This window comes from Xanthobacter dioxanivorans, from assembly GCF_016807805.1.
In the GTDB taxonomy this organism is placed as follows: Bacteria; Pseudomonadota; Alphaproteobacteria; order Rhizobiales; family Xanthobacteraceae; genus Xanthobacter; species Xanthobacter dioxanivorans.
This window is the reverse complement of sequence record NZ_CP063362.1, coordinates 766630-784921: the sequence shown is the minus strand read 5'-3', so window position 1 is coordinate 784921 and position 18292 is coordinate 766630. Positions and strand designations below refer to the sequence as shown.

19 protein-coding genes are annotated in these 18292 nt (G+C 70.6%); 9 read left to right on the top strand and 10 right to left on the bottom strand.

Translation table 11 applies throughout. The features are described 5' to 3' along the window. Positions 1–138 precede the first annotated feature (138 nt). On the bottom strand, positions 139–1047 hold the full coding sequence (phnD, locus tag EZH22_RS03705; protein ID WP_203194430.1) for a phosphonate ABC transporter substrate-binding protein: 909 nt from the start codon (positions 1045–1047) through the stop codon (positions 139–141). Positions 1048–1132: 85 nt separating this feature from the next. After that, positions 1133–1945, bottom strand: coding sequence for a phosphonate ABC transporter ATP-binding protein (gene phnC / locus EZH22_RS03700; protein ID WP_203194429.1), 813 nt, complete (start codon positions 1943–1945; stop codon positions 1133–1135). A gap of 277 nt (positions 1946–2222) precedes the next feature. Here phnC and EZH22_RS03695 point away from each other — a divergent pair, with 277 nt between their 5' ends. Beyond that, positions 2223–2486, top strand: coding sequence for a hypothetical protein (locus EZH22_RS03695; RefSeq protein WP_203194428.1), 264 nt, complete (start codon positions 2223–2225; stop codon positions 2484–2486). Between the two features lie 19 nt (positions 2487–2505). Here the strand turns inward: EZH22_RS03695 and EZH22_RS03690 are convergent, their stop codons facing one another. Together EZH22_RS03690 and EZH22_RS03685 are read right to left on the bottom strand one after the other, a co-directional pair. Beyond that, positions 2506–3771, bottom strand: a complete 1266-nt coding sequence (locus EZH22_RS03690) for an amidase (protein ID WP_203194427.1) — start codon at positions 3769–3771, stop codon at positions 2506–2508. 85 nt (positions 3772–3856) lie between these two features. Next, complete coding sequence (locus EZH22_RS03685) at positions 3857–4930, bottom strand: polysaccharide deacetylase family protein (protein WP_203194426.1); 1074 nt, start codon at positions 4928–4930, stop codon at positions 3857–3859. Positions 4931–5153: 223 nt separating this feature from the next. On the opposite strand from EZH22_RS03685, the gene pdxY reads away from it, so the two are divergent. The 4 genes from pdxY to EZH22_RS03665 all read left to right on the top strand — a co-directional run bounded on the left by pdxY (position 5154) and on the right by EZH22_RS03665 (position 9018). Continuing rightward, positions 5154–6002, top strand: a complete 849-nt coding sequence (gene pdxY / locus EZH22_RS03680; RefSeq protein ID WP_203194425.1) for a pyridoxal kinase PdxY — start codon at positions 5154–5156, stop codon at positions 6000–6002. Positions 6003–6085: 83 nt separating this feature from the next. Beyond that, positions 6086–6994, top strand: coding sequence for a PhzF family phenazine biosynthesis protein (locus EZH22_RS03675; protein WP_203194424.1), 909 nt, complete (start codon positions 6086–6088; stop codon positions 6992–6994). Positions 6995–7156: 162 nt separating this feature from the next. After that, positions 7157–8257 (top strand): alkene reductase, encoded by a 1101-nt coding sequence (locus EZH22_RS03670; RefSeq protein WP_203194423.1) that lies wholly within the window; start codon positions 7157–7159, stop codon positions 8255–8257. Then, complete coding sequence (locus tag EZH22_RS03665) at positions 8254–9018, top strand: NUDIX hydrolase (protein WP_203194422.1); 765 nt, start codon at positions 8254–8256, stop codon at positions 9016–9018. Before EZH22_RS03670 ends, EZH22_RS03665 begins: the two co-directional genes overlap by 4 nt. Before the next feature lie 121 nt (positions 9019–9139). Here the strand turns inward: EZH22_RS03665 and EZH22_RS03660 are convergent, their stop codons facing one another. Both EZH22_RS03660 and EZH22_RS03655 read right to left on the bottom strand, forming a co-directional pair. Beyond that, positions 9140–10435: an ATP-dependent DNA helicase gene (locus EZH22_RS03660; RefSeq protein WP_231711286.1), complete on the bottom strand. Its 1296-nt coding sequence runs from the start codon at positions 10433–10435 to the stop codon at positions 9140–9142. Next, the gene (locus EZH22_RS03655; protein WP_231711285.1) at positions 10432–11433 is read right to left on the bottom strand and encodes an adenosine kinase; all 1002 of its coding nucleotides are present in this window, start codon (positions 11431–11433) and stop codon (positions 10432–10434) included. The genes EZH22_RS03660 and EZH22_RS03655 overlap by 4 nt, the downstream gene beginning before the upstream one ends. Positions 11434–11821: 388 nt before the next feature. Here EZH22_RS03655 and glmM point away from each other — a divergent pair, with 388 nt between their 5' ends. Both glmM and EZH22_RS03645 read left to right on the top strand, forming a co-directional pair. Next, positions 11822–13165 (top strand): phosphoglucosamine mutase, encoded by a 1344-nt coding sequence (gene glmM / locus EZH22_RS03650; protein WP_203194420.1) that lies wholly within the window; start codon positions 11822–11824, stop codon positions 13163–13165. 203 nt (positions 13166–13368) lie between these two features. Further along, positions 13369–14022: an outer membrane protein gene (locus tag EZH22_RS03645; protein WP_203194419.1), complete on the top strand. Its 654-nt coding sequence runs from the start codon at positions 13369–13371 to the stop codon at positions 14020–14022. 62 nt (positions 14023–14084) lie between these two features. Here EZH22_RS03645 and EZH22_RS03640 read toward each other — a convergent pair whose 3' ends face one another. Both EZH22_RS03640 and EZH22_RS03635 read right to left on the bottom strand, forming a co-directional pair. Then, positions 14085–14486, bottom strand: a complete 402-nt coding sequence (locus EZH22_RS03640) for a response regulator (protein ID WP_203194418.1) — start codon at positions 14484–14486, stop codon at positions 14085–14087. Between the two features lie 139 nt (positions 14487–14625). Then, positions 14626–15078 carry a response regulator gene (locus EZH22_RS03635; RefSeq protein ID WP_203194417.1) on the bottom strand — a complete coding sequence of 151 codons (453 nt, stop codon included), beginning with the start codon at positions 15076–15078 and terminating at the stop codon, positions 14626–14628. 124 nt (positions 15079–15202) lie between these two features. Between EZH22_RS03635 and EZH22_RS03630 the strand changes: the two genes are divergently transcribed. After that, positions 15203–15661: a type II 3-dehydroquinate dehydratase gene (locus tag EZH22_RS03630; protein ID WP_203194416.1), complete on the top strand. Its 459-nt coding sequence runs from the start codon at positions 15203–15205 to the stop codon at positions 15659–15661. Then, on the top strand, positions 15658–16617 hold the full coding sequence (locus EZH22_RS03625) for a 2-hydroxyacid dehydrogenase (RefSeq protein ID WP_203194415.1): 960 nt from the start codon (positions 15658–15660) through the stop codon (positions 16615–16617). The genes EZH22_RS03630 and EZH22_RS03625 overlap by 4 nt, the downstream gene beginning before the upstream one ends. Before the next feature lie 37 nt (positions 16618–16654). On the opposite strand, the gene EZH22_RS03620 is transcribed toward EZH22_RS03625, so the two are convergent. Further along, a complete protein-coding gene (locus tag EZH22_RS03620) occupies positions 16655–17092 on the bottom strand; it encodes a YciI family protein (protein ID WP_203194414.1) in 438 nt (145 codons plus the stop codon). A gap of 122 nt (positions 17093–17214) precedes the next feature. Beyond that, entirely contained in the window at positions 17215–18153 is a 939-nt protein-coding gene (locus tag EZH22_RS03615) for a LysR family transcriptional regulator (protein WP_203194413.1), read from the bottom strand. Positions 18154–18292: the final 139 nt, after the last annotated feature.

The window sequence follows — 18292 nt, the reverse complement described above, 5'->3', positions numbered from 1 at the left end:
TCTCCCCTCTCCCCTTGCGGGAGAGGGGTTGGGGGTGAGGGGGAAGGCTGCCTTCCCCTCGGCAAGCCGAGCAAATGGAGACAACCCCTCACCCCGGCCCTCTGCCGCAAGGGGAGAGGGAGACGTATGGCAGGAAGCTCAGGACTTCTTCTTGCGCAGCTCGTCCACGAACTTATTCAGCTCGATGATGCCGACGTAGGATTCGTTGTCCACCGGCTGCCAGAGCTGGCTCTTGCCTTCGTAGATCTTGTCGAATGCGGTCTTGTCGTTCTTCTCGATGGAGAAGAAGGCATCGCGGATCTTCGCCTTCAGGTCCGCCGGCAGGTCGGCGAGATAGGCGTAGGGCGAGTTCACGATCTGGTCGGACTTGAAGACGATGCGATAGTCGTCGTACTTCGCCATCCCCTTGCGCTCCATGCGCTTCAGGGCGGATTCCTGCGCGTCGTTCCACCAGTTGAAGGCGGCGTCGCAGGTGCCCTGCTGCACGGCGATGACCGCGTTCTCGTGCGATCCGGCATAGACCACCTTGCCGAAGTATTCGTCCGGCTTGATGCCCATCTTGTTCATGGAGAAGCGCGGCACGTTGTTGCCGGAGGTGGAGTTGGGGTCCACCAGGCACAGGTTCTTGCCCTTCAGGTCCTCGATGGACTTGTAGGGGCTGTCGGCCTTCACGTAGAGCACCGAGTGATAGCCCTTGGTGCCGTCGGCGTTCACCTCGATGGCGAAAGCCTCGATCTTGGCGCCGGTCATCAGGGCGCGGGCGAAGGAGGACGGCCCGTAGGAGGCGATGTGGATGTTGCCGGCGCGCTGGCCCTCGATCACCGCCGCGTAGTCGTTGGCGATGCGCAGGGTCACCTTGGTGCCGAGCTGCTTGGAGAGATAGTCCATGAGCGGGGCGAAGCGCTCGGTCACGCCCGAGGCGTTCTCCGCCGGGATGATGGCGAAGGTCAGCTCGGGATATTTCGCCTTCCAGTCCTGCGCGGCGGCGCCGCCGGCAGAGACGGCCAGCGCGGCGGCGGCCGCGATCAGGGTGCGACGGTTCAGCATGTCTTGGGCTCCTGTCGGACGGTTCTTCAAACGCAGACGAACGGGTTCGGCCGGCCGATCGCGGGCCGTGATGCCGCGCGGGCCTTCAGGCCAGCGCCGCGCCCTCGGGGATGGCCGAGCCGAAGGCGGGCTTTGCCGCCGCGGGCATGTCCATCACCTCGCCGGCCTCCAGGCCGTAGAGGTCGTGGGCCACCTGCTCGGTGAGGGCCTGCGGCGCGCCGTCGAACACCACGCGGCCCTGCGCCATGCCGACGAGGCGGTCGCAATAGGTCCGGGCGAGGTCGAGGGAGTGCAGGTTGCACAGCACGGTGATGCCGAAATGCTTGTTGATGCGCAAAAGCGCATCCATGACGATCTTGGTGTTGCGCGGGTCGAGGGAGGCGATGGGTTCGTCGGCGAGGATCAGCGCCGGCTCCTGGGCGAGCGCGCGGGCGATGGCCACGCGCTGCTGCTGGCCGCCGGAGAGGCTGTCGGCGCGCTGGGCGGCGAGCGGGGCGATGTCGAACTGGTCGAGGGCGGAGAGGGCGATGGCCCGGTCCTCCGGGCGCCAGCTCTTGGTCAGCGCGCGCCATGCCGGCACGGTGGCGAGGCGGCCCATGAGCACGTTGGTGAGCACGTCGAGCCGCCCCACCAGGTTGAACTGCTGGAAGATCATGGCCGCCTCGGCGCGCCATTCGCGCAGGGCCCGGCCCTTCAGCGCCGTCACGTCGCGGCCGTTGTAGAGGATGCGCCCGGCGGAGGGATCCTGCAGGCGATTGATCATGCGCAGGAGCGTGGACTTGCCGGCGCCGGATCGGCCGATGACGCCGATGAAGGCGCCCTCGCCGATCTCAAGATCGACATGGGACACCGCCTCCTTGTCGCCGAAGCGACGGGTGAGGCCCTCGATCACCAGCATCGGGTCGCTCCGTTGCGCGTCCCAAACCCCATAAGGGCGGCGCGCAACAGGCGTGTGACGATCGGGCAACCGCCGACGTCCGCTGCCGGGACGGCATGCCGCGCGTATTTGTCATGCGGGCGTCACGCGGTGGCGGGGCGATTGTGACGCCCCGCCTGAAACCGGCGTGGTGTCGACAGGCCTGCCTGAAACGGAGACGCCGGGGAGGAGAACCTCCCCGGCGTCGCGGATCGACCGGGCCACACTTTGTTGTGTTCTTCGGTCCGGCGGGCGGTGAATGCCGGATGCGTCAAACCATGCCGACCAGCACCGCGCCGATGAAGGCAAAAGCGGCACAGGTCTCGATCACGGTGAGCAGATGGCCGAATGTCACCTGTTTCCTCGCACTGTCGATCTCGCAATCAACCTTAGCAAACTCTCAGGATACCGGAAGATGGAAGTTGTGCTGCGCCGCAGAGCCAGTCTGTTGCAGTGCATGACTGGATTTGCTGTGATCACTCTCGGCTCAGGGCGTTACGGCAACGCTGCGACGCACGCCTAATCTTTTGAAATTATGTATTTCAGCGCGAGATGGCGGTTTCCACCAGATTTCCCACCGCCAGCGCCTGCCGGTCGCGGCCGAAACGGCCCACCACCTGCACGCCCACGGGCATGCCGTCGGCCGCGTTGAGGCCGGCGACGTTGATGGCGGGGCAGCCCAGCAGCGTCCACAGCCGGTTGAACATGGCCGATCCGGTGGTGGCAAAGCCCTCCGGTGCCGGGCCGGGGGCGGAGAAGGTGAGGAGGGCGTCCACCTCGCCGAACAGGTCGCCCAGCTTCTGGCGCGCCCGCTTCGCCGTGCGCCGGGCGAGGTCGTAGGTGTCCGGCGGGATGGCCCGGGCCGCGTCGAGATGCGCGGCGAACAGGGGCGAGAGGTGGGCGCGGTCGAAATCGAGCTCGTCGGCGAAGGCCAGCGCCGCCTCGAAATCCTGGATGGTGGGCTGGGCGGCATCCGCCGCCTCCAGCTCCTCCGGCAGGTCCAGGTCGAAGATGCGGGCGCCCATGGCCTCGGCGGCGCGGGCGGCCGTCTCCAGCGCCGCGTGGGCCTCGGGCGAGGCGGCGCCGGCGCGGGCGGTGCGCACGATGGCGAGGCGGGGGCGCTCGGCCAGCGTCGCGCCGATGTCGAGATCGCGCCCGCTGATGGCGGCGGCGGCGAAGGCCGCGTCGCGCACCCGGGCGGCGAACAGGCCGACGGTGTCCAGATGCCAGGAAAAGGTCTTCATGCCCAGCGTCGGCAGCAGGCGGAAGGTGGGCTTGTAGCCGGTCACCCCGCAGAAGGCGGCGGGGCGGATCACCGAGCCGGCGGTCTGGGTGCCCAGCGCCACGGGCAGCATCCCCGCCGCCACCGCCGCCGCCGATCCGGCCGAGGAGCCCCCCGGCGTGTGGGTGAGGCGGCGCGGATTGCGCGTGGCGCTGGGCTGCAGGAAGGCGAACTCGGTGGTCACCGTCTTGCCCGCGACGATGCCGCCGGCCCGGCGCACCATGCCCACGGCCGGGGCGTCGGTGCGCGGGCGGTGGCCGGCATAGATGGGGCTGCCATAGGCGGTGGGAAGGTCCCGCGTGTCCAGGATGTCCTTGATCCCCACCGGCAGGCCGGCGAGGGGGCGGGCGGCGAGCCCCTCCAGTCCGGTCGCCTCGAACGCCGCGTCGAGGTCGAGGGCGGCGAAGGCGTGCACCTCGCCTTCGCGGTCCGCGATGGCGGCGGCGACCTGCTCCATCACGGCGCGGGGCGTGGTGCGCCCGGCCTGGATGTCGGCGGCGAGGTCGCGGGCGAAAAGGAGACTCATTGCGGAACGCTCGGCAAGTTCGGGGCAGGGGGCGCCCACCATGCGCAAGCCGCGGCGCCGGCGCAACGGCGGCGCGCCGCTGCGCCTACTGCACCGGCAGGATGCGCTTGCCGGTGCGCGCCGCCTCGTCATAGACGCGGGTGTCGCCGGGCTTGAGCGAATAGCAGGTGGGCGCGATCACCGGCCGTCCCTCCGCCAGCAGCTGGCCCACGGTGGCGAATCGGTAGCCCTTCGCGCGCAAGGCGGGGACGAGGATCTTCAGCGCCTCCGCCGTATGCTTGCCGCGCCCGTTGGCGTGCATGAGCACGATGGAGCCGGGGCGGATGGAGCGCAGCATGTCGTCGGCCATGCCCCTGGCGCCGATGAAGGCCGGATCACCCGAATCCACGTCCCACTGGATGGCGAGGTGCCCCGTGTCGTTGACGTAGTTCAGGGATTCGGCGCTGCACGAGCCGTAGGGAAAGCGGAACATGGCGCCGGAGGGCGCGGGCTTCGGCACCATGCAGCCCTTGGCCTCCACATCGCGGCGGCGCAGCGCCAGGGCGACGTCGGCGTCGTCCACCTGCCGGCGCATGGCTTCCCCGGTGCGCACGGTGAGGTTGGCGTGGGACCAGGTGTGGTTGCCCATCTCGAACTGCGGGTCGGCGGTGAGCTGGTCACCCCGCTCGGGGTGGCTCATCATCCACTTGCCGCCGGCGAAGAAGGTGGCGGGGATGGCTTCCGCCCGCAGGAAGTCCACGATCGCCCCGTCATAGCCGGAGGTCTCGCCGGAGGCCTCGCACAGGTCGAAGGTGAGGGCCACCAGCTTCACGCCGGCCGGCAGGTCCACCCGCCGGATGGAGCCACGCAGCCCGGCCGGCACCGGCGCGGGCGCGGCGAGGGGGATGTCGGGCAGCTGGGCCGCCCCGCCCGTGCGCGGGCGCACGATCTCCTCGCCGGGCCGCGCCGCGAGGGCGGCCGGGGCATAGCAGGCCGGCCCCGCCGGCCCGGCCACGGCGGCGCCCGGCAAGAAGGTGCCTAGCAAGAAGGCGCCTGGCAGGAGGATGCAAGGCAGGAATGCGAGGAGAAGCACCCGCGCCATGCGGCCGGCCGCCCCGCGTGATGCGGGGCGCATGGAGGGCGCTGCGGCGAAGGCGGCGGGTGATGGGGATGCGGGCACGGGCGGGCTCGGACGATGGACGGGGCCGGCCCGGCATAGGCCGGCGCCCCCGCCTTGGCCAGAGCGCAGGGGCACCGGCTCGGGTCACTTGCTGTTTCTCGCCGAAACATCAGGGCGATGCATGGCCGGGATCAACAGATTCCATTTGAGCAGGGCGCGCCGGCGGAGTAACCGGCGCTTGGCCGCCACCGCACGGCGCCCCCGATCGCAGCGGACCCGTCCCATGAACCTCCTCTCCATCCAGTCCCACGTGGCCTACGGGCATGTGGGCAACGCCTCCGCCGTCTTCCCGCTGCAGCGGCTCGGGGTGGAGGTGTGGCCGATCCACACGGTGCAGTTCTCCAACCACACCGGCTACGGCGCCTGGCGCGGGCAGGTGTTCGAGGCCGGCGCCATCGGCGACCTGGTGGAGGGCATCGCCGAGCGCGGCGTGCTGTCGCGCTGCGACGGGGTGCTCTCCGGCTACATGGGCTCGGCCGACATCGGCGCCGCCATCCTCGACGCGGTGGAGCGGGTGAAGGGCGCGAACGCCAACGCCACCTATTGCTGCGATCCGGTGATCGGCGACGTGGGCCGCGGCATCTTCGTGCGGCCGGGCATCCCCGAATTCATGCGCGAGCGCGCGGTGCCGGCGGCGGACGTGATCACCCCCAACCAGTTCGAGCTGGAGCTGCTCTCCGGGCGCAGCGTCGCGACCCTCGAGGAGGCGGTCGCCGCTTGCGACCTCCTGCACCGGGCGGGACCGGCGGTGATCCTCGTCACCAGCCTGCATGTGCGCGAGACCCCGCCCGACAGCATCGACCTCCTCGCCTCGGGTCCCGACGGGCGCTTCCTGGTGCGCACGCCGCGGCTCGACGTGGCGCTGAACGGGGCGGGCGACGCCATCGCCGCCCTCTTCTTCTTCCACGTGCTGCGCACCGGATCGACGCGCGCGGCGATTTCCGCGGCGGCATCCTCCATTTACGGGGTGCTGGCGCGGACCGAAAAAGCACAGTCTCGGGAATTGCTGCTGGTGGAGGCCCAGGAGGAGTTCGTGACCCCGTCTCGGCTCTTTCCGGCCTCGGTGATCTGAGGCAAAATTGTGGCAGCTTCCATGTAAGGAGCCGTGCGCGGGGGCGCGGGGTCCTCTTTCGTCAAGCGTCGAGACCTGATTGCATGCCGCGCCGGTACGTCACCCTGGACGTGTTCACCTCCCGCCCCTTCGGGGGCAATCCGCTCGCCGTCGTGCTCGATGCCCAGGGCCTCGACGACGCGGCGATGCAGCAGATCACCCGCGAGTTCAACGTCTCCGAGACGGTGTTCGTGCTGCCGCCGAAGAATCCGGCCAACCGCGCGCGCATCCGCATCTTCACCGTGGCCCACGAGATGCCGTTCGCCGGCCATCCCACGGTGGGCGCGGCGGTGCTGCTGGCGCTGGAGGACAAGCTCGCCAAGGGCACCTTGAGGATCGAGGAGACCATCGGCACCATCACCTGCGAGGTGGCGACCCAGCCCGCGGACAAGGGCGCCGGCCCGCGCAAGGGGGCGGCGGTGTTCACCGCGCCGCGCAAGGGCGAGCTGGAGAGCGTGGACATCTCCCGCGCCGCCTGCGCCGAGGCGCTGAGCCTCGACGAGAGCGACATCGGCTTCGACGCCCACCGGCCGCTGGTGGCCAATGCCGGCGTGCCGTTTTTGTTCGTGCCGCTCGCCAACCTCACGGCTTTGGCTCGCGCCCGGCCGGACGAGGCCGCCTTCATCGCCTCCCTGGGCGGTTTCGGCGAGGCCCTCTACCTCTATACCCTGGACGAGGAGGGCGACGCCGACTTCCGCGCCCGCATGTTCTCCCCCGGCCTCGGCACCGAGGAGGACCCCGCCACCGGTGCCGCCGCCGCCGCCTTTCCCTGGGTGCTGCTCGACGCCGAGAACCGGGTGGACGGCCACCACAAGGTGCGCATCGACCAGGGCTTCGAGATGGGCCGGCCGAGCCGCATCGATCTCGGCTTCACGGTGAAGGGCGGGCAGGTGCAGGGCGCCACCATCGGCGGCGGGGCGGTGGTGGTCGCCGAGGGCGTGCTCCACATCTGAGCCGCGTCAATATGTGGAATTGAGAGAACTCAGCGTCGGCGCCGTGGTATCGGGACATTTTGGGCCCGCCGCGGACTTGGCGATGGCGGGATCGTGCCTATGTCCGCTGCATTGCACACTGCCGGGCGGGGTACCGCCGCGGCCTTCCCGAAGGGATCCCCCATGAGCGAGACCTCGCCGTCACTGTTCGACCCGTTCCGCCTCGGCGCCATGACGCTTCCCAACCGCGTCGTCATGGCACCCCTCACCCGCAACCGTGCCGGCGAGGGCTTCGTCCCCAGCCCGCTGGCCGCGAAATATTACGGCCTGCGCGCCGAGGCCGGCCTGCTCATCACCGAGGCCTCGCAGATTTCCCAGCAGGGCCAGGGCTACCAGGACACGCCCGGCATCTATACCGACGCCCAGGTGGAAGGCTGGAAAAAGGTCACCGACGCGGTCCACGCCAAGGGCGGGCACATCGTCATCCAGCTCTGGCACGTGGGCCGTGTCTCCCACGTCTCCCTGCAGCCGAACGGCGGTGCGCCGGTGGCGCCCTCGGCCATCGTGGCCAACACCAAGACCTACGTGAACAACGGCTTCGCCGAGACCTCGCAGCCGCGCGCGCTGGAGCTTTCCGAGATCCCCGGCATCGTCGCCGACTATCGCCGCGCCGCCGCCAACGCCATCAAGGCCGGCTTCGACGGGGTGGAGATCCACGGCGCCAACGGCTACCTCATCGACCAGTTCCTCAAGGACGGCTCCAACACCCGCACCGACCAATATGGCGGCTCCATCGAGAACCGCGCGCGCTTCCTGCTGGAGGTGGTGGACGCCATCACCGCCGAGATCGGAGCCGGCCGCACCGGCCTGCGCCTGTCGCCGGTTTCCCCGGCCAACGGCGTTTCCGACAGCAACCCGCAGGCGCTGTTCAACCATGTGGTGGAAGAGCTGGAGAAGCGGCACCTGCTCTATATCCACGTGGTGGAGGGCGCGACCGGCGGCCCGCGCGACGTGGCGCCGGACTTCTCCTTCGAGGAGCTGCGCAAGCGCTTCTCCGGCCCGTGGATGGTGAACAACGGCTACGACCTCGACCTCGCGCAGAGGGCGGTGGGCGAGGGCAAGGCGGACCTCGTCGCCTTCGGCAAGCCGTTCATCTCCAATCCGGACCTGGTTGAGCGCCTGCGCCGGGGCGCGCCGCTCAACGAGGTCGATCGCGACACGCTCTATGGCGGCGGCGCCAAGGGCTATGTGGACTATCCGACCCTGGCGGACGCCGCGGCGTGACGGATGGCGGCTGGGGTGTCGGCTGGGGCATCTCCTGGCCCGTGGATCGGCGCATCGCGCCGGTCCATCACCTGGATCTCGTTTTCGAGCCGGGCGGATGGCCGGAGATGGCGCCGCGGCGCGCCGAGATCGAAGCCCATTTCGCCCGGCGCGCCGCCGGCAATCCGCATCTGTGGAACGGCCCGGTCCTGCTCCTGCGCGACTACGCATTCCACGGCGGCAGCCTTTCCGGCCGCTTCCGGCAGACGGATTTCGCCGCCTTCACCTTCTGGCGGGACACTGGCTGGCGCGACCAGGGCCTCGTCAACGCCTTCGCCCTGGCCGCCATCGAGGGATCGGACGGCGGCTTCGTGCTGGGCGTGATGGGGCCGCACACGGCTTCCGCCGGGCGCACCTATTTCCCAGGCGGCACGCCGGACCCTTCCGACATCACGCCTGACGGCCGGGTGGACCTGCACGCTTCCATGCTGCGGGAGCTTCTGGAGGAGACCGGCCTCTCGCCCGCCGACATCGCTCGCGACGCCGGCTTCACCGGGATTTTCGAGGGGCCGCGGGTGGCGCTTCCGGGCCGGCTGGTCTTCGACGCGCCGGCCGATGCGCTGGCGGCGCGCATCCGCGCCTTCCTGGCGCGGGAGGAGCGGCCGGAACTCGCCGATGTGGCGGTGGTGCAGTCCGAGGCGGACATCACCGGGCAGATGGCGCCGTTCGCGGTGGACTACATGCGGGCGCGGTGGGCGGGGCGGGACGCCGCCGCCCCTTGAGGCCGCCTGGAGCACGCGGGCCATGGCCGAGGTGTAGGGGCGGAGGTGTCAGGGTCGAGGTCTCGGGCCTGGCGGCCGCCCCGCGTGGGGCGGTCTCCACGCGGAGAGTGACGAACACCCCTTACCCCTGCTCGAACCACTCCATATATCCCGCCACCCGCCGGTCCACCCGCACATCCCGCCCGGTGATCGCCCGCACCAGCGAGAGGCCCTCCAGCGAGCGCGCCCGCGACAGGGCCACGTAGGCCTGTCCCGGGGCGAAGGCGCCGTCGGCGAAGTCGATGCGGACGTCGTCGAGGGTCAGGCCCTGCGCCTTGTGCATGGTCAGCGCCCAGGCGGGGGCCAGAGGCAGCTGGGTGTAGGTGCCCACCACCTGCGCCTCGATGCGGCCGCCCGGCTCGTCCCAGCCGTAGCGGATGCGTTCCCAGGTGAAGGCGTCGATCTCCACCGTGGGGCCGGAATCCAGCCGCACCACGGCGGAATGGGCGCCGAGGCCCACCACCGTGCCCACCGAGCCGTTGACCCAGCGCCGCGCCGGATCGTTGCGCAAGGCCATGACGCGGGCGCCGCGCTTCAGCACCAGGTTCTCGGCCACCGGCAGGCGGTCGCCCTCCAGCCCGAACTCCCCCTTGAGCTGGCCGCCGAACGCGCGCCCCTCGTCCGGCAGGGCGGCGAGGCCCCGGGCGTTGTAGGCGTCGGCGCGGGAATTGGTGGGGGTGAGCAGCACCGGCTGCGCGCCCTCGCGGTGGGGTCGCACGCAGGCGGCGTTGAGCGCCTCCGCCGCCTCGCGCGCGCCGCGTCCGCGCCGCAGCGCGTCCAGCATGGCGATGAAGGCGCGGTCGGTCTGGCGGTGCACGTGGGTGAACGGCACGCCGGTCACCTCGCGCCCCTCCAGCGCCTTGGCGTTGAAGGCGAACGGTCCCTCGTAGCCCATGCGGCCGAGCATCTCCTGCTCGGCAAGGGGCACCACCGGGGGCAGCTGGAGGAAATCCCCCACCAGCACCATCTGCACCCCGCCGAACGGCTCGGAATTGTCGCGGGCGATGCGCAGCGAGATGTCGATGGCGTCCATGAGGTCGGCGCGGACCATGGAGATCTCGTCGATCACCACCCGGTCGAGCTTCTTGAGCAGCCGGCGCACCTGCACCCGCGGCTTCACCTCGTCGGGGTTCATCAGCCGCGGCGGGATGCCGAAGAAGGAATGGATGGTCTGCCCGCCCACCTGCAGCGCCGCGACGCCGGTGGGGGCGAGGAACACCTGTCGCCCCCGCGGCGTCTTGCGCAGCTCGTGCAGAAACGTGGTCTTGCCCGTGCCCGCCCCGCCCAGCACCATCAGCACGGGGGTGCGCGCATCGATGGCGGCGAGGGCCCGTGTGGAGGCCTCCGCCGCCGCGGTTTCGGGAAGACCCGCGCTCACGAGATGAGGCCGGCCTCACGGGCGAGGTCGATGAGCGGCCGCTGCGGCCGCGCCCCCATCTGGCCGATGATCTCGCCCGCCGCCAGCGCGCCGAGGCGCAGGGACGTGGCCGGGTCGAGCCCGCGCGTGTAGCCGGTGAGGAAGCCGGCGGCGAACAGGTCGCCGGCGCCGGTGGTATCCACCACCCGCTCCACCGCATGCGCCGGCACGCTCACCACGGCGCCGGGGGTCACGAAGGAGGCGCCCTTCTCGGAGCGCGTCACCACGGCCTCCTTGGCATCGCGGCGCAGGGCCACGAGGGCGGCGTCGAAGTCGGCGGTCTCATAAAGGGATTTCAGCTCGCCTTCGTTGCAGAACACGAGGTCCACCGTGCCCTCGCGGATGAGGTCGATGAACTCGCCGCGATAGCGGTCCACGCAGAAGGCGTCGGAGAGCGACAGGGCCACCTTGCGCCCGGCGCCGTGGGCGAGGACGGCGGCGGCCAGGAAGGCTTCCTTGGCCGGCGGCGGATCCCACAGATAGCCTTCCAGATAGGTCACGGCGGCGCTTTCCACCAAGGCGGCGTCGATGTCGGCGGGCACAAGGTTCTGCGCCGCGCCGAGATAGGTGTTCATGGTGCGCTCGCCGTCGGGCGTCACCAGGATCAGGCAGCGGGCGGTGGCGGGGCCGTCCTGCGCCGCCGGGGTGGCGTAGGCGACACCGGCGGCGCGGATGTCGTGGCCGAACACGGTGCCGAGGCCATCCGCCTTCACCTTGCCGATGAAACCGGCCTTGCCGCCGAGGGAGGCGACGCCGGCCGCCGTATTGGCGGCCGAGCCGCCGGAGGCCTCGGTGCCCGGGCCCATGGCGGTGTAGACCGCCTCGGCCCGCGCTTCGTCGATGAGGGCCATGCCGCCCTTGGCCATGCCGTTCGCGGCCAGGAAATCCTCCTCCGAGCGGGAGAGGACGTCGACGATGGCATTGCCGATGGCAAGGACGTCAAGGGAAGTGGACGGCACGGGCGAGCTCCTGCGAAACGGGTCGAAAACCGGTACCACCGCCGCGCACCGGCGCGCAATTCCCGCTGGAGCCGCACCAGGCGGGGTCGAGGCGGCCCGGAGGGGGAACCGGCCTGCCATGCCGGAGCGGGTTCCGGCATGGCAGGCCGGATGCCGGCCGCTTTAACCCTGCCGCCGGTAAATCGGTCCGTCGGGCTCCTTCCGGGCTCTTCCGCACTTGCAAGCGGCGTCGCGATTTGAGCTATTCCCTTGTGAGCATGCGCCTGCCGGCTAGGCGCCCGCCCCGTTGGCGTGTCGGCGCCGTCACGCGACGTGATCGCGCGCCCGCCGGCGGGGTGCTAAAGGCCACGGCGGAAGCGGTGTCTTCGACGAGCAGGATTTGAGGATCATGTCGCGCAGATATTTCGGAACGGACGGCGTGCGCGGGCGGGCCAATGCGACGCTCACCGCGGATCTCGCGCTTCGGGTCGGCATGGCGGCGGGGCTGGTGTTCCAGCGGGGCGAGTATCGCCACCGGGTGGTCATCGGCAAGGACACGCGCCTGTCCGGCTACATGATCGAGAACGCGCTGGTGGCCGGCTTCACCTCCGTGGGCATGGACGTGCTGCTGCTCGGCCCCATGCCGACGCCGGCGGTGGGCATGCTGACGCGCTCCATGCGCGCCGACCTCGGGGTGATGATCTCCGCCTCCCACAATCCGTTCGACGACAACGGCATCAAGCTGTTCGGGCCGGACGGCTTCAAGCTCTCCGACGAGGTCGAGCGGGAGATCGAGGACCTGATCGACGAGGACCTCGCCAAGCGCCTCGCCAAGCCGGCCGAGATCGGCCGCGCCCGGCGGCTGGAGGGCGTGCACGCCCGCTACATCGAATATGCCAAGCGCACCCTGCCGCGGAACCAGTCGTTCGAGGGCATCCGCGTGGTGGTGGACTGCGCCCACGGCGCCGGCTACCGCGTGGCGCCGGAGGCCCTGTGGGAGCTGGGGGCCGAGGTCATCGCCATCGGCGTCGAGCCGGACGGCATGAACATCAACCGCGACGTGGGCTCCACCTCGCCCGCCGCCTTATCCGCCAAGGTGCGGGAGGTGCGCGCCGACATCGGCATCGCGCTGGACGGCGACGCCGACCGGGTGATGATCGTGGACGAGAAGGGCCACACGGTGGACGGCGACCAGCTCATGGCCGTGGTGGCCGAGAGCTTCAAGGAGGACGGCCGCCTTGCCCGCGACGGGCTGGTGGCCACCGTCATGTCCAACCTGGGCCTGGAGCGGCATCTGTTGGGGGAGGGCATCACCATGGCCCGCACCGCCGTGGGCGACCGCTATGTGCTCGAGCGCATGCGGGCGGACGGCTACAATGTGGGCGGCGAGCAGTCCGGCCACATCATCCTGTCCGACTATTCCACCACCGGCGACGGCCTTGTGGCGGCGCTCCAGGTGCTGGCGGTGGTGGCACGGCGGGACCGGCCGGTGTCGGAGGTCTGCCACCGCTTCGATCCGCTGCCGCAGATCCTCAAGAACGTGCGCTACCGCGACGGCGCGCCGCTGGAGAACGAGGCGGTGAAGACCGCCATCGCCGACGCCGAGCGGCGGCTGGCGAACCACGGCCGCCTGCTCATCCGCCCCTCGGGGACCGAATCGGTGATCCGGGTGATGGGCGAGGGCGACGACCGCGACCTCGTGGAGGACGTGGTGGACGAGGTGGTCGGCGCGCTCCAGCGGGTCGCGGCCTGAGGCCGCGAGCGGCCAAGCCATTGCAGGGCCTGCGCTTAACCGGTCGTCAGGGTTAATCAGGCCTTAAATCTTCCCGTGCGAGGGTCCGCGTCATGGCGGATCTTGACGCGGGTTATGCGATGTTGCGTTCGATTTCAGGCAGGTGTTCGCGTCGGCTCCGGCAGCTGTTGCCGGCAGGGACCGCTGCGCTGCTATCGATCCAGATGCTGCTCGCGCCTTCCGGCACGGCGCGTGCGGCCGATCCCGACACCGACGAGATGCTGGCCAAGCTCGGCCGGCCGGGCGACTTCTCCCTCGCGCCCCCCGACGTGTCGGACGCGGCGCCCAGCGGATGGTATCTGCGCGCGGATGCGGGTTATGTGGCGGCCACCGGAGCTGCGGTTTCCTATGGTGGCCTGCCCACCGGGCTCAACCTGTCCGGCTCCGGCTGGTCCGCGGGCGCCGGCGTCGGCTACCGGGTCACCAGCTTCCTGCGGGCCGAGGGGAGCATCGACTATCTCGCCCTCGGCTCCGCCCAGCGCGGCCTGGTGCAATTGGGATCCAGCGCCACCGTGGCGCTGGCGAGCCTGTACTGGGATGTGGTGAACCTCTCCGGCTTCACCCCCTATCTCAGCGCCGGGGCCGGCTTCGCCATCGACAGGCTCGACGCGCCGGCGGCCCTGCGCCCGGCCGGCAACGACTGGCAGTTCGCCTGGTCGGTGGGCGCGGGCGTGTCCTATGCGCTCAACTCCGACGTGAGCCTCGACCTCGGCTATCGCTATGTGGATCTCGGCGCGCCGGCCTATGCGGGCGGGCTCGCCGTCGACGACGCCGCGGCCCACCAGGTCCGCTTCGGCGTGCGCTACATGCTGAAATGACCGCTTCTGCCGCGCGCCCCGGCGGGTGAGCGAGGCCGCGGCGGTTCGCGCCGGCGCCGGGGTCAGGTCCGGCGGGCGCGCTGGGCCATCAGCCACTTGATCCGGTCCATCACCTGCTGCGGCTGGTAGGGCTTGTCCACCGCCGGTCCGTCTTCGCACAGGTCGGTGGCATGGGCGGCGGCCATGGCCGGGCTGCCGGCGAGGACCACGTCGATGGCCGGGTAGGCCTCCCGCAGCCAGCGGGCGAGGCCGAAGCCGTCCCGCTCGCCCGTGGCGTCGGCGTCGGCGAGCACCACCTCGACGCGCTCCGCCTCCACCTCCAGGATGATCTGCGCTTCCCGCCCGTTCGTTGCCTCGAGCACCGTGTAGCCGCAGCCGCGCAGGTAGTCGGCGATCACGTGGCGCACGAGGATATCGGCGTCGACGATGAGGATGGCGGCGGGAGGGGCGGAGGTCTCGGACATGGTGTGCGGCTCCGGGCGAGAGGGCTGACGCGCTACGGCACAGGCGGGCCGGATCGCGGGGCGACCGGACCGGCAGAACGATCTCTTCTCGTGTTCAGCGGTGGAACCACTCCGGTGGAACCGCCAGGACGTGTGGACTCTAGGGCCCGCCGTCGGCCGCGAGCTGCGCCTGGATGAGCTGGAGAACCATCTCGATCCGGTACGGCTTGGCGAGGAACGGCGCCACCAGGCCCGCCACCGCGCCGTCCATGTGGCCCGAGGTGATGATCACGGGCAGGCGCGGATGCTCCGACCGCAGGCGACGGGCAAATTCGTAGCCGTCCAGGTCGCCCTCGGTCCGCACGTCGGTGAACACCACGTCCACCGCGAGGCCGGCGACGATGGCCTCGTAGGCTTCCGCCGCCGAGGCGGCCTCGATGACGGTGAGGCCGGCGGCGCGCAGTTCTTCCGCCGTCACCATCCGCACGAGCGCGTCGTCCTCCACCAGGAGAACGCAGCGCGCAGCGTCGTCGGTCCGCTGCACGAGGCCGAAAGGTGACATGATGCCGTCCAACCGCGAGTTGATCTTGCCGCCCCACAACGCCACGATCACGCCATGGTTCCCCGGTCCGCCGACGGGGATCGGAAAAGCCGATGCGCGTGATCCCAACTTTCGATTGGCGGGGCTCCCCCGGCGCGCCGACACTCGGCCGGCCCCCACACAGCGGACAACAACCGTGCCCCTCACGCTCTTCTTTCTGAACGGCCCCAACGCCAACCTCTATGGCCTCGACCCCTCCGGCACCTATGGGCGCGAGAGCTTTCCGGCCATCCGCGAGCGCTGCCTCGCGCATGCCGCCTCGCTCGGGGTGAGCCTCGACTTCCGCCAGTCGAATCACGAAGGCGAGATCGTGGACTGGATCCAGGAGGCGCGGGGGGCGGCGGATGCCGTCGTCATCAACGCGGCGGGGCTGACCTATACCTCCATCGCCATCCTCGACGCGCTCCTCGCCTTCGACGGGCCGATCATCGAGACCCACATGAGCAACATCTACAAGCGCGAGCCGTTCCGGCACCATTCCTACGTGTCCAAGGCGGCCACCGGGATCGTGGCGGGACTGGGCGCGCTCGGCTACGAACTCGCCATCAGCGCGGCGGCCCGGCTCGCCGCCGAGTGGGCGGAGGGCGGAAAGTGAGCGGGCAAGCCACCGGAGCACTGGTGTTCTACAGCGCCGTCGACATCGGCGAGGAATGGAAGGCCGCGCTTGAGGCCGCCCATCCCGGCCTCGACGTGCGCATCGCGCGGCCGGAGGACGGGGCGGTGGAGGGCGATCCGGACGAGGTGCGCTACGCCCTCGTCTGGAAGCCGCCGCACGGCTTCTTCGCCCGCTTCCCCAACCTCGCTCTGGTCATCAATCTCGGCGCCGGGGTGGATGCGCTGGTGGCGCGGGACGACCTGCCGGACGTGCGCATCACCCGCCTGTCGGACCCCCACATGGGGCGGATGATGGCCTCCTTCGTGCTGTTCTGCGTGCTGCGCCACGCCCGCGAGATTCCCACCTTCGAGCGGGCGCAGCGGCAGGGGCGCTGGCATTATGTGCATCCGCGCGTCGCCGACGAGATCAAGGTGGGCGTGCTCGGCCTCGGCGAGCTCGGCGCGGCGGCGGCGGTGGAACTGGCCCACCAGGGCTTCGACGTGCACGGCTGGTCGCGCACGGAAAAGACCCTAGAGGGCGTCACCTGCGTCCACGGCATGGAGGCGTTGCCGGGCTTCCTCTCCGGAACCGAGATCCTGGTGGTGATGCTGCCGCTCACCGGCGAGACGCGGGGCCTGCTGAACGCCGAGCGGCTGGCGCTGCTGCCCAGGGGCGCCAAGTTCATCAATGTGGCGCGCGGGGCGGTGGTGGACGAGGCGGCGCTGATCGCGGCGCTGCGCTCCGGGCAGATTTCCGAGGCCACCCTCGACGTGTTCGAGGTGGAGCCCCTGCCGCCCGAAAGCCCGCTCTGGGGCATGGACAACGTGCTGGTGACGCCGCACCTTGCCTCCATCGCCATCCCCAGGACCGCCGCCCCCCAGATCGCCGAGAACATCCGCCGGCTGGAGGCCGGCGAGCCGGTGCTCAACCGGGTGGATCCGCGGCGCGGCTATTGAAGGGCGGAGGCGGCGGGGGAAGCCGCCTTCGCCTGCCTCACCGTTCCGCCATCCGGGCGCGCGCCAGCCTGGCGCGCGCCCGCTCGTGCGGGGCGAGGGATTCCGGGGTGACCGCGTCGCCGAAGTCGGCCATCTCGTAGAGGGGGCGGATCTCGATCTCGCTCGGGCCGGGCATGGGGTTGGGGCAGCGCTTCACCCAGGCGACGGCTTCCTCCATGTCCTTGACCTCCCACAGCCAGTAGCCGGCGATCAGCTCCTTGGTCTCGGCGAAGGGGCCGTCCATGACGATGCGGCCCGGCCCGTCGAAGGCCACGCGCTTGCCCTGCGCCGACGGCTTGAGGCCGTCGCCGGCCAGAATGATGCCGGCATTGGCCAGCTCTTCGTTGAACCGGCCCATCGCCTCCATGAGGTCCGCCGAGGGCATCAGGCCCGCTTCGCTGTCGGCCGTGGCCTTCACGATCACCATCACGCGCATGGTCGGTCTCCTTCGATCTGCAGGGGCCGCTGCTGCCGCCATGCTCCCAAGGACGGCAGGCTCGTCCGGCCCCGACATTTTCGCGCCGGTTTTTTTTTCGCGGGCGGCGGCGGGGCCCGTTCCTATTCCCTGTCCGGCGCGATGGAACCGGGGGCGAACATGCCGCCGGGGGAGAAGGCATCGGACAGGAAGCGGGCGAATACCTCCACCGCCGGGCGCATGGGCTGGCGGCGCAGCGACAGGCGCATGACCCGCACCGGCGCCAGGCGTTCCTTCAGCGGGCGCACGGCGACCCGGCTGCCGTCATAGGCCATGGTGGTGCGCGGCGAGGCGTTGTGCAGGGTGTAGCCGCGCTTCTGGCCCACGAGGCCCCGGATCAGCTCGTAGGAACGCGAGCGGTAGGCGATGCGCGGAGTGATGCCGCAGGCGTCGAACAGGGAGAAGAAGTAGTCGCGCGTGTGTGGCAGGTCGTAGAGCAGGAAGGGCTCGTCGGCCACGTCCTTCAGCGAGACCTCGCTTTTCCGGGCGAGGGGATGGTCGGCGGCGACCACGAGCAGGGGCGGCAGGTCGATGAGGATCTCGCCCGAAAGCTCCTCCGGCACCGCGTAGCCATAGGAGACGGCAAGCTCCAGCCGGCCGGACAGGATGCCGTCGATGATCTCGCGCTGGTCGCCTTCCTCAAGCTTGATGGTGATGCCGGGCTGCGCCTGCGCGAACCGCGCCAGCAGCGCCGGCATGAAGCGCGGGGCGATGGTGAGGAAGCAGCCCAGCGAGATCTCCCCGCGCAGGCTGTCGCCGAGGCCTTCCGCCGTCTGGGCGAAGTCGCGGGCATGGGCGAGCAGGTGCCGCGCCTCGTTCACGTAGCGCTGCCCGGCCGAGGTCGGCGAGATGCCGCGCGCGTGGTGGCGGATGAACAGCGGCAGGCCGAGATCCGCCTCGGTCTGGGCGATGGCGGCCGAGATGGAGGGCTGGGACACGTTGAGCTGGCGCGCCGCCTCCGTCACGTTGCCGCAATCGGCCGCAGCCACCACGTAGCGCAGCGCGCGCAGCGAGACATTCATCGCGGCCCGGCCTCCGCTAGCGGCAACGCGCTGACCGCGCGGCATTTTTCCAAAGGCGGGGAGGGGGCGGTCTCGACCACGTGGCGGGGCTCCGGTGAGGGGGCAGTGTGGCGCATTGATATGGATCAGAAAAGCCGAT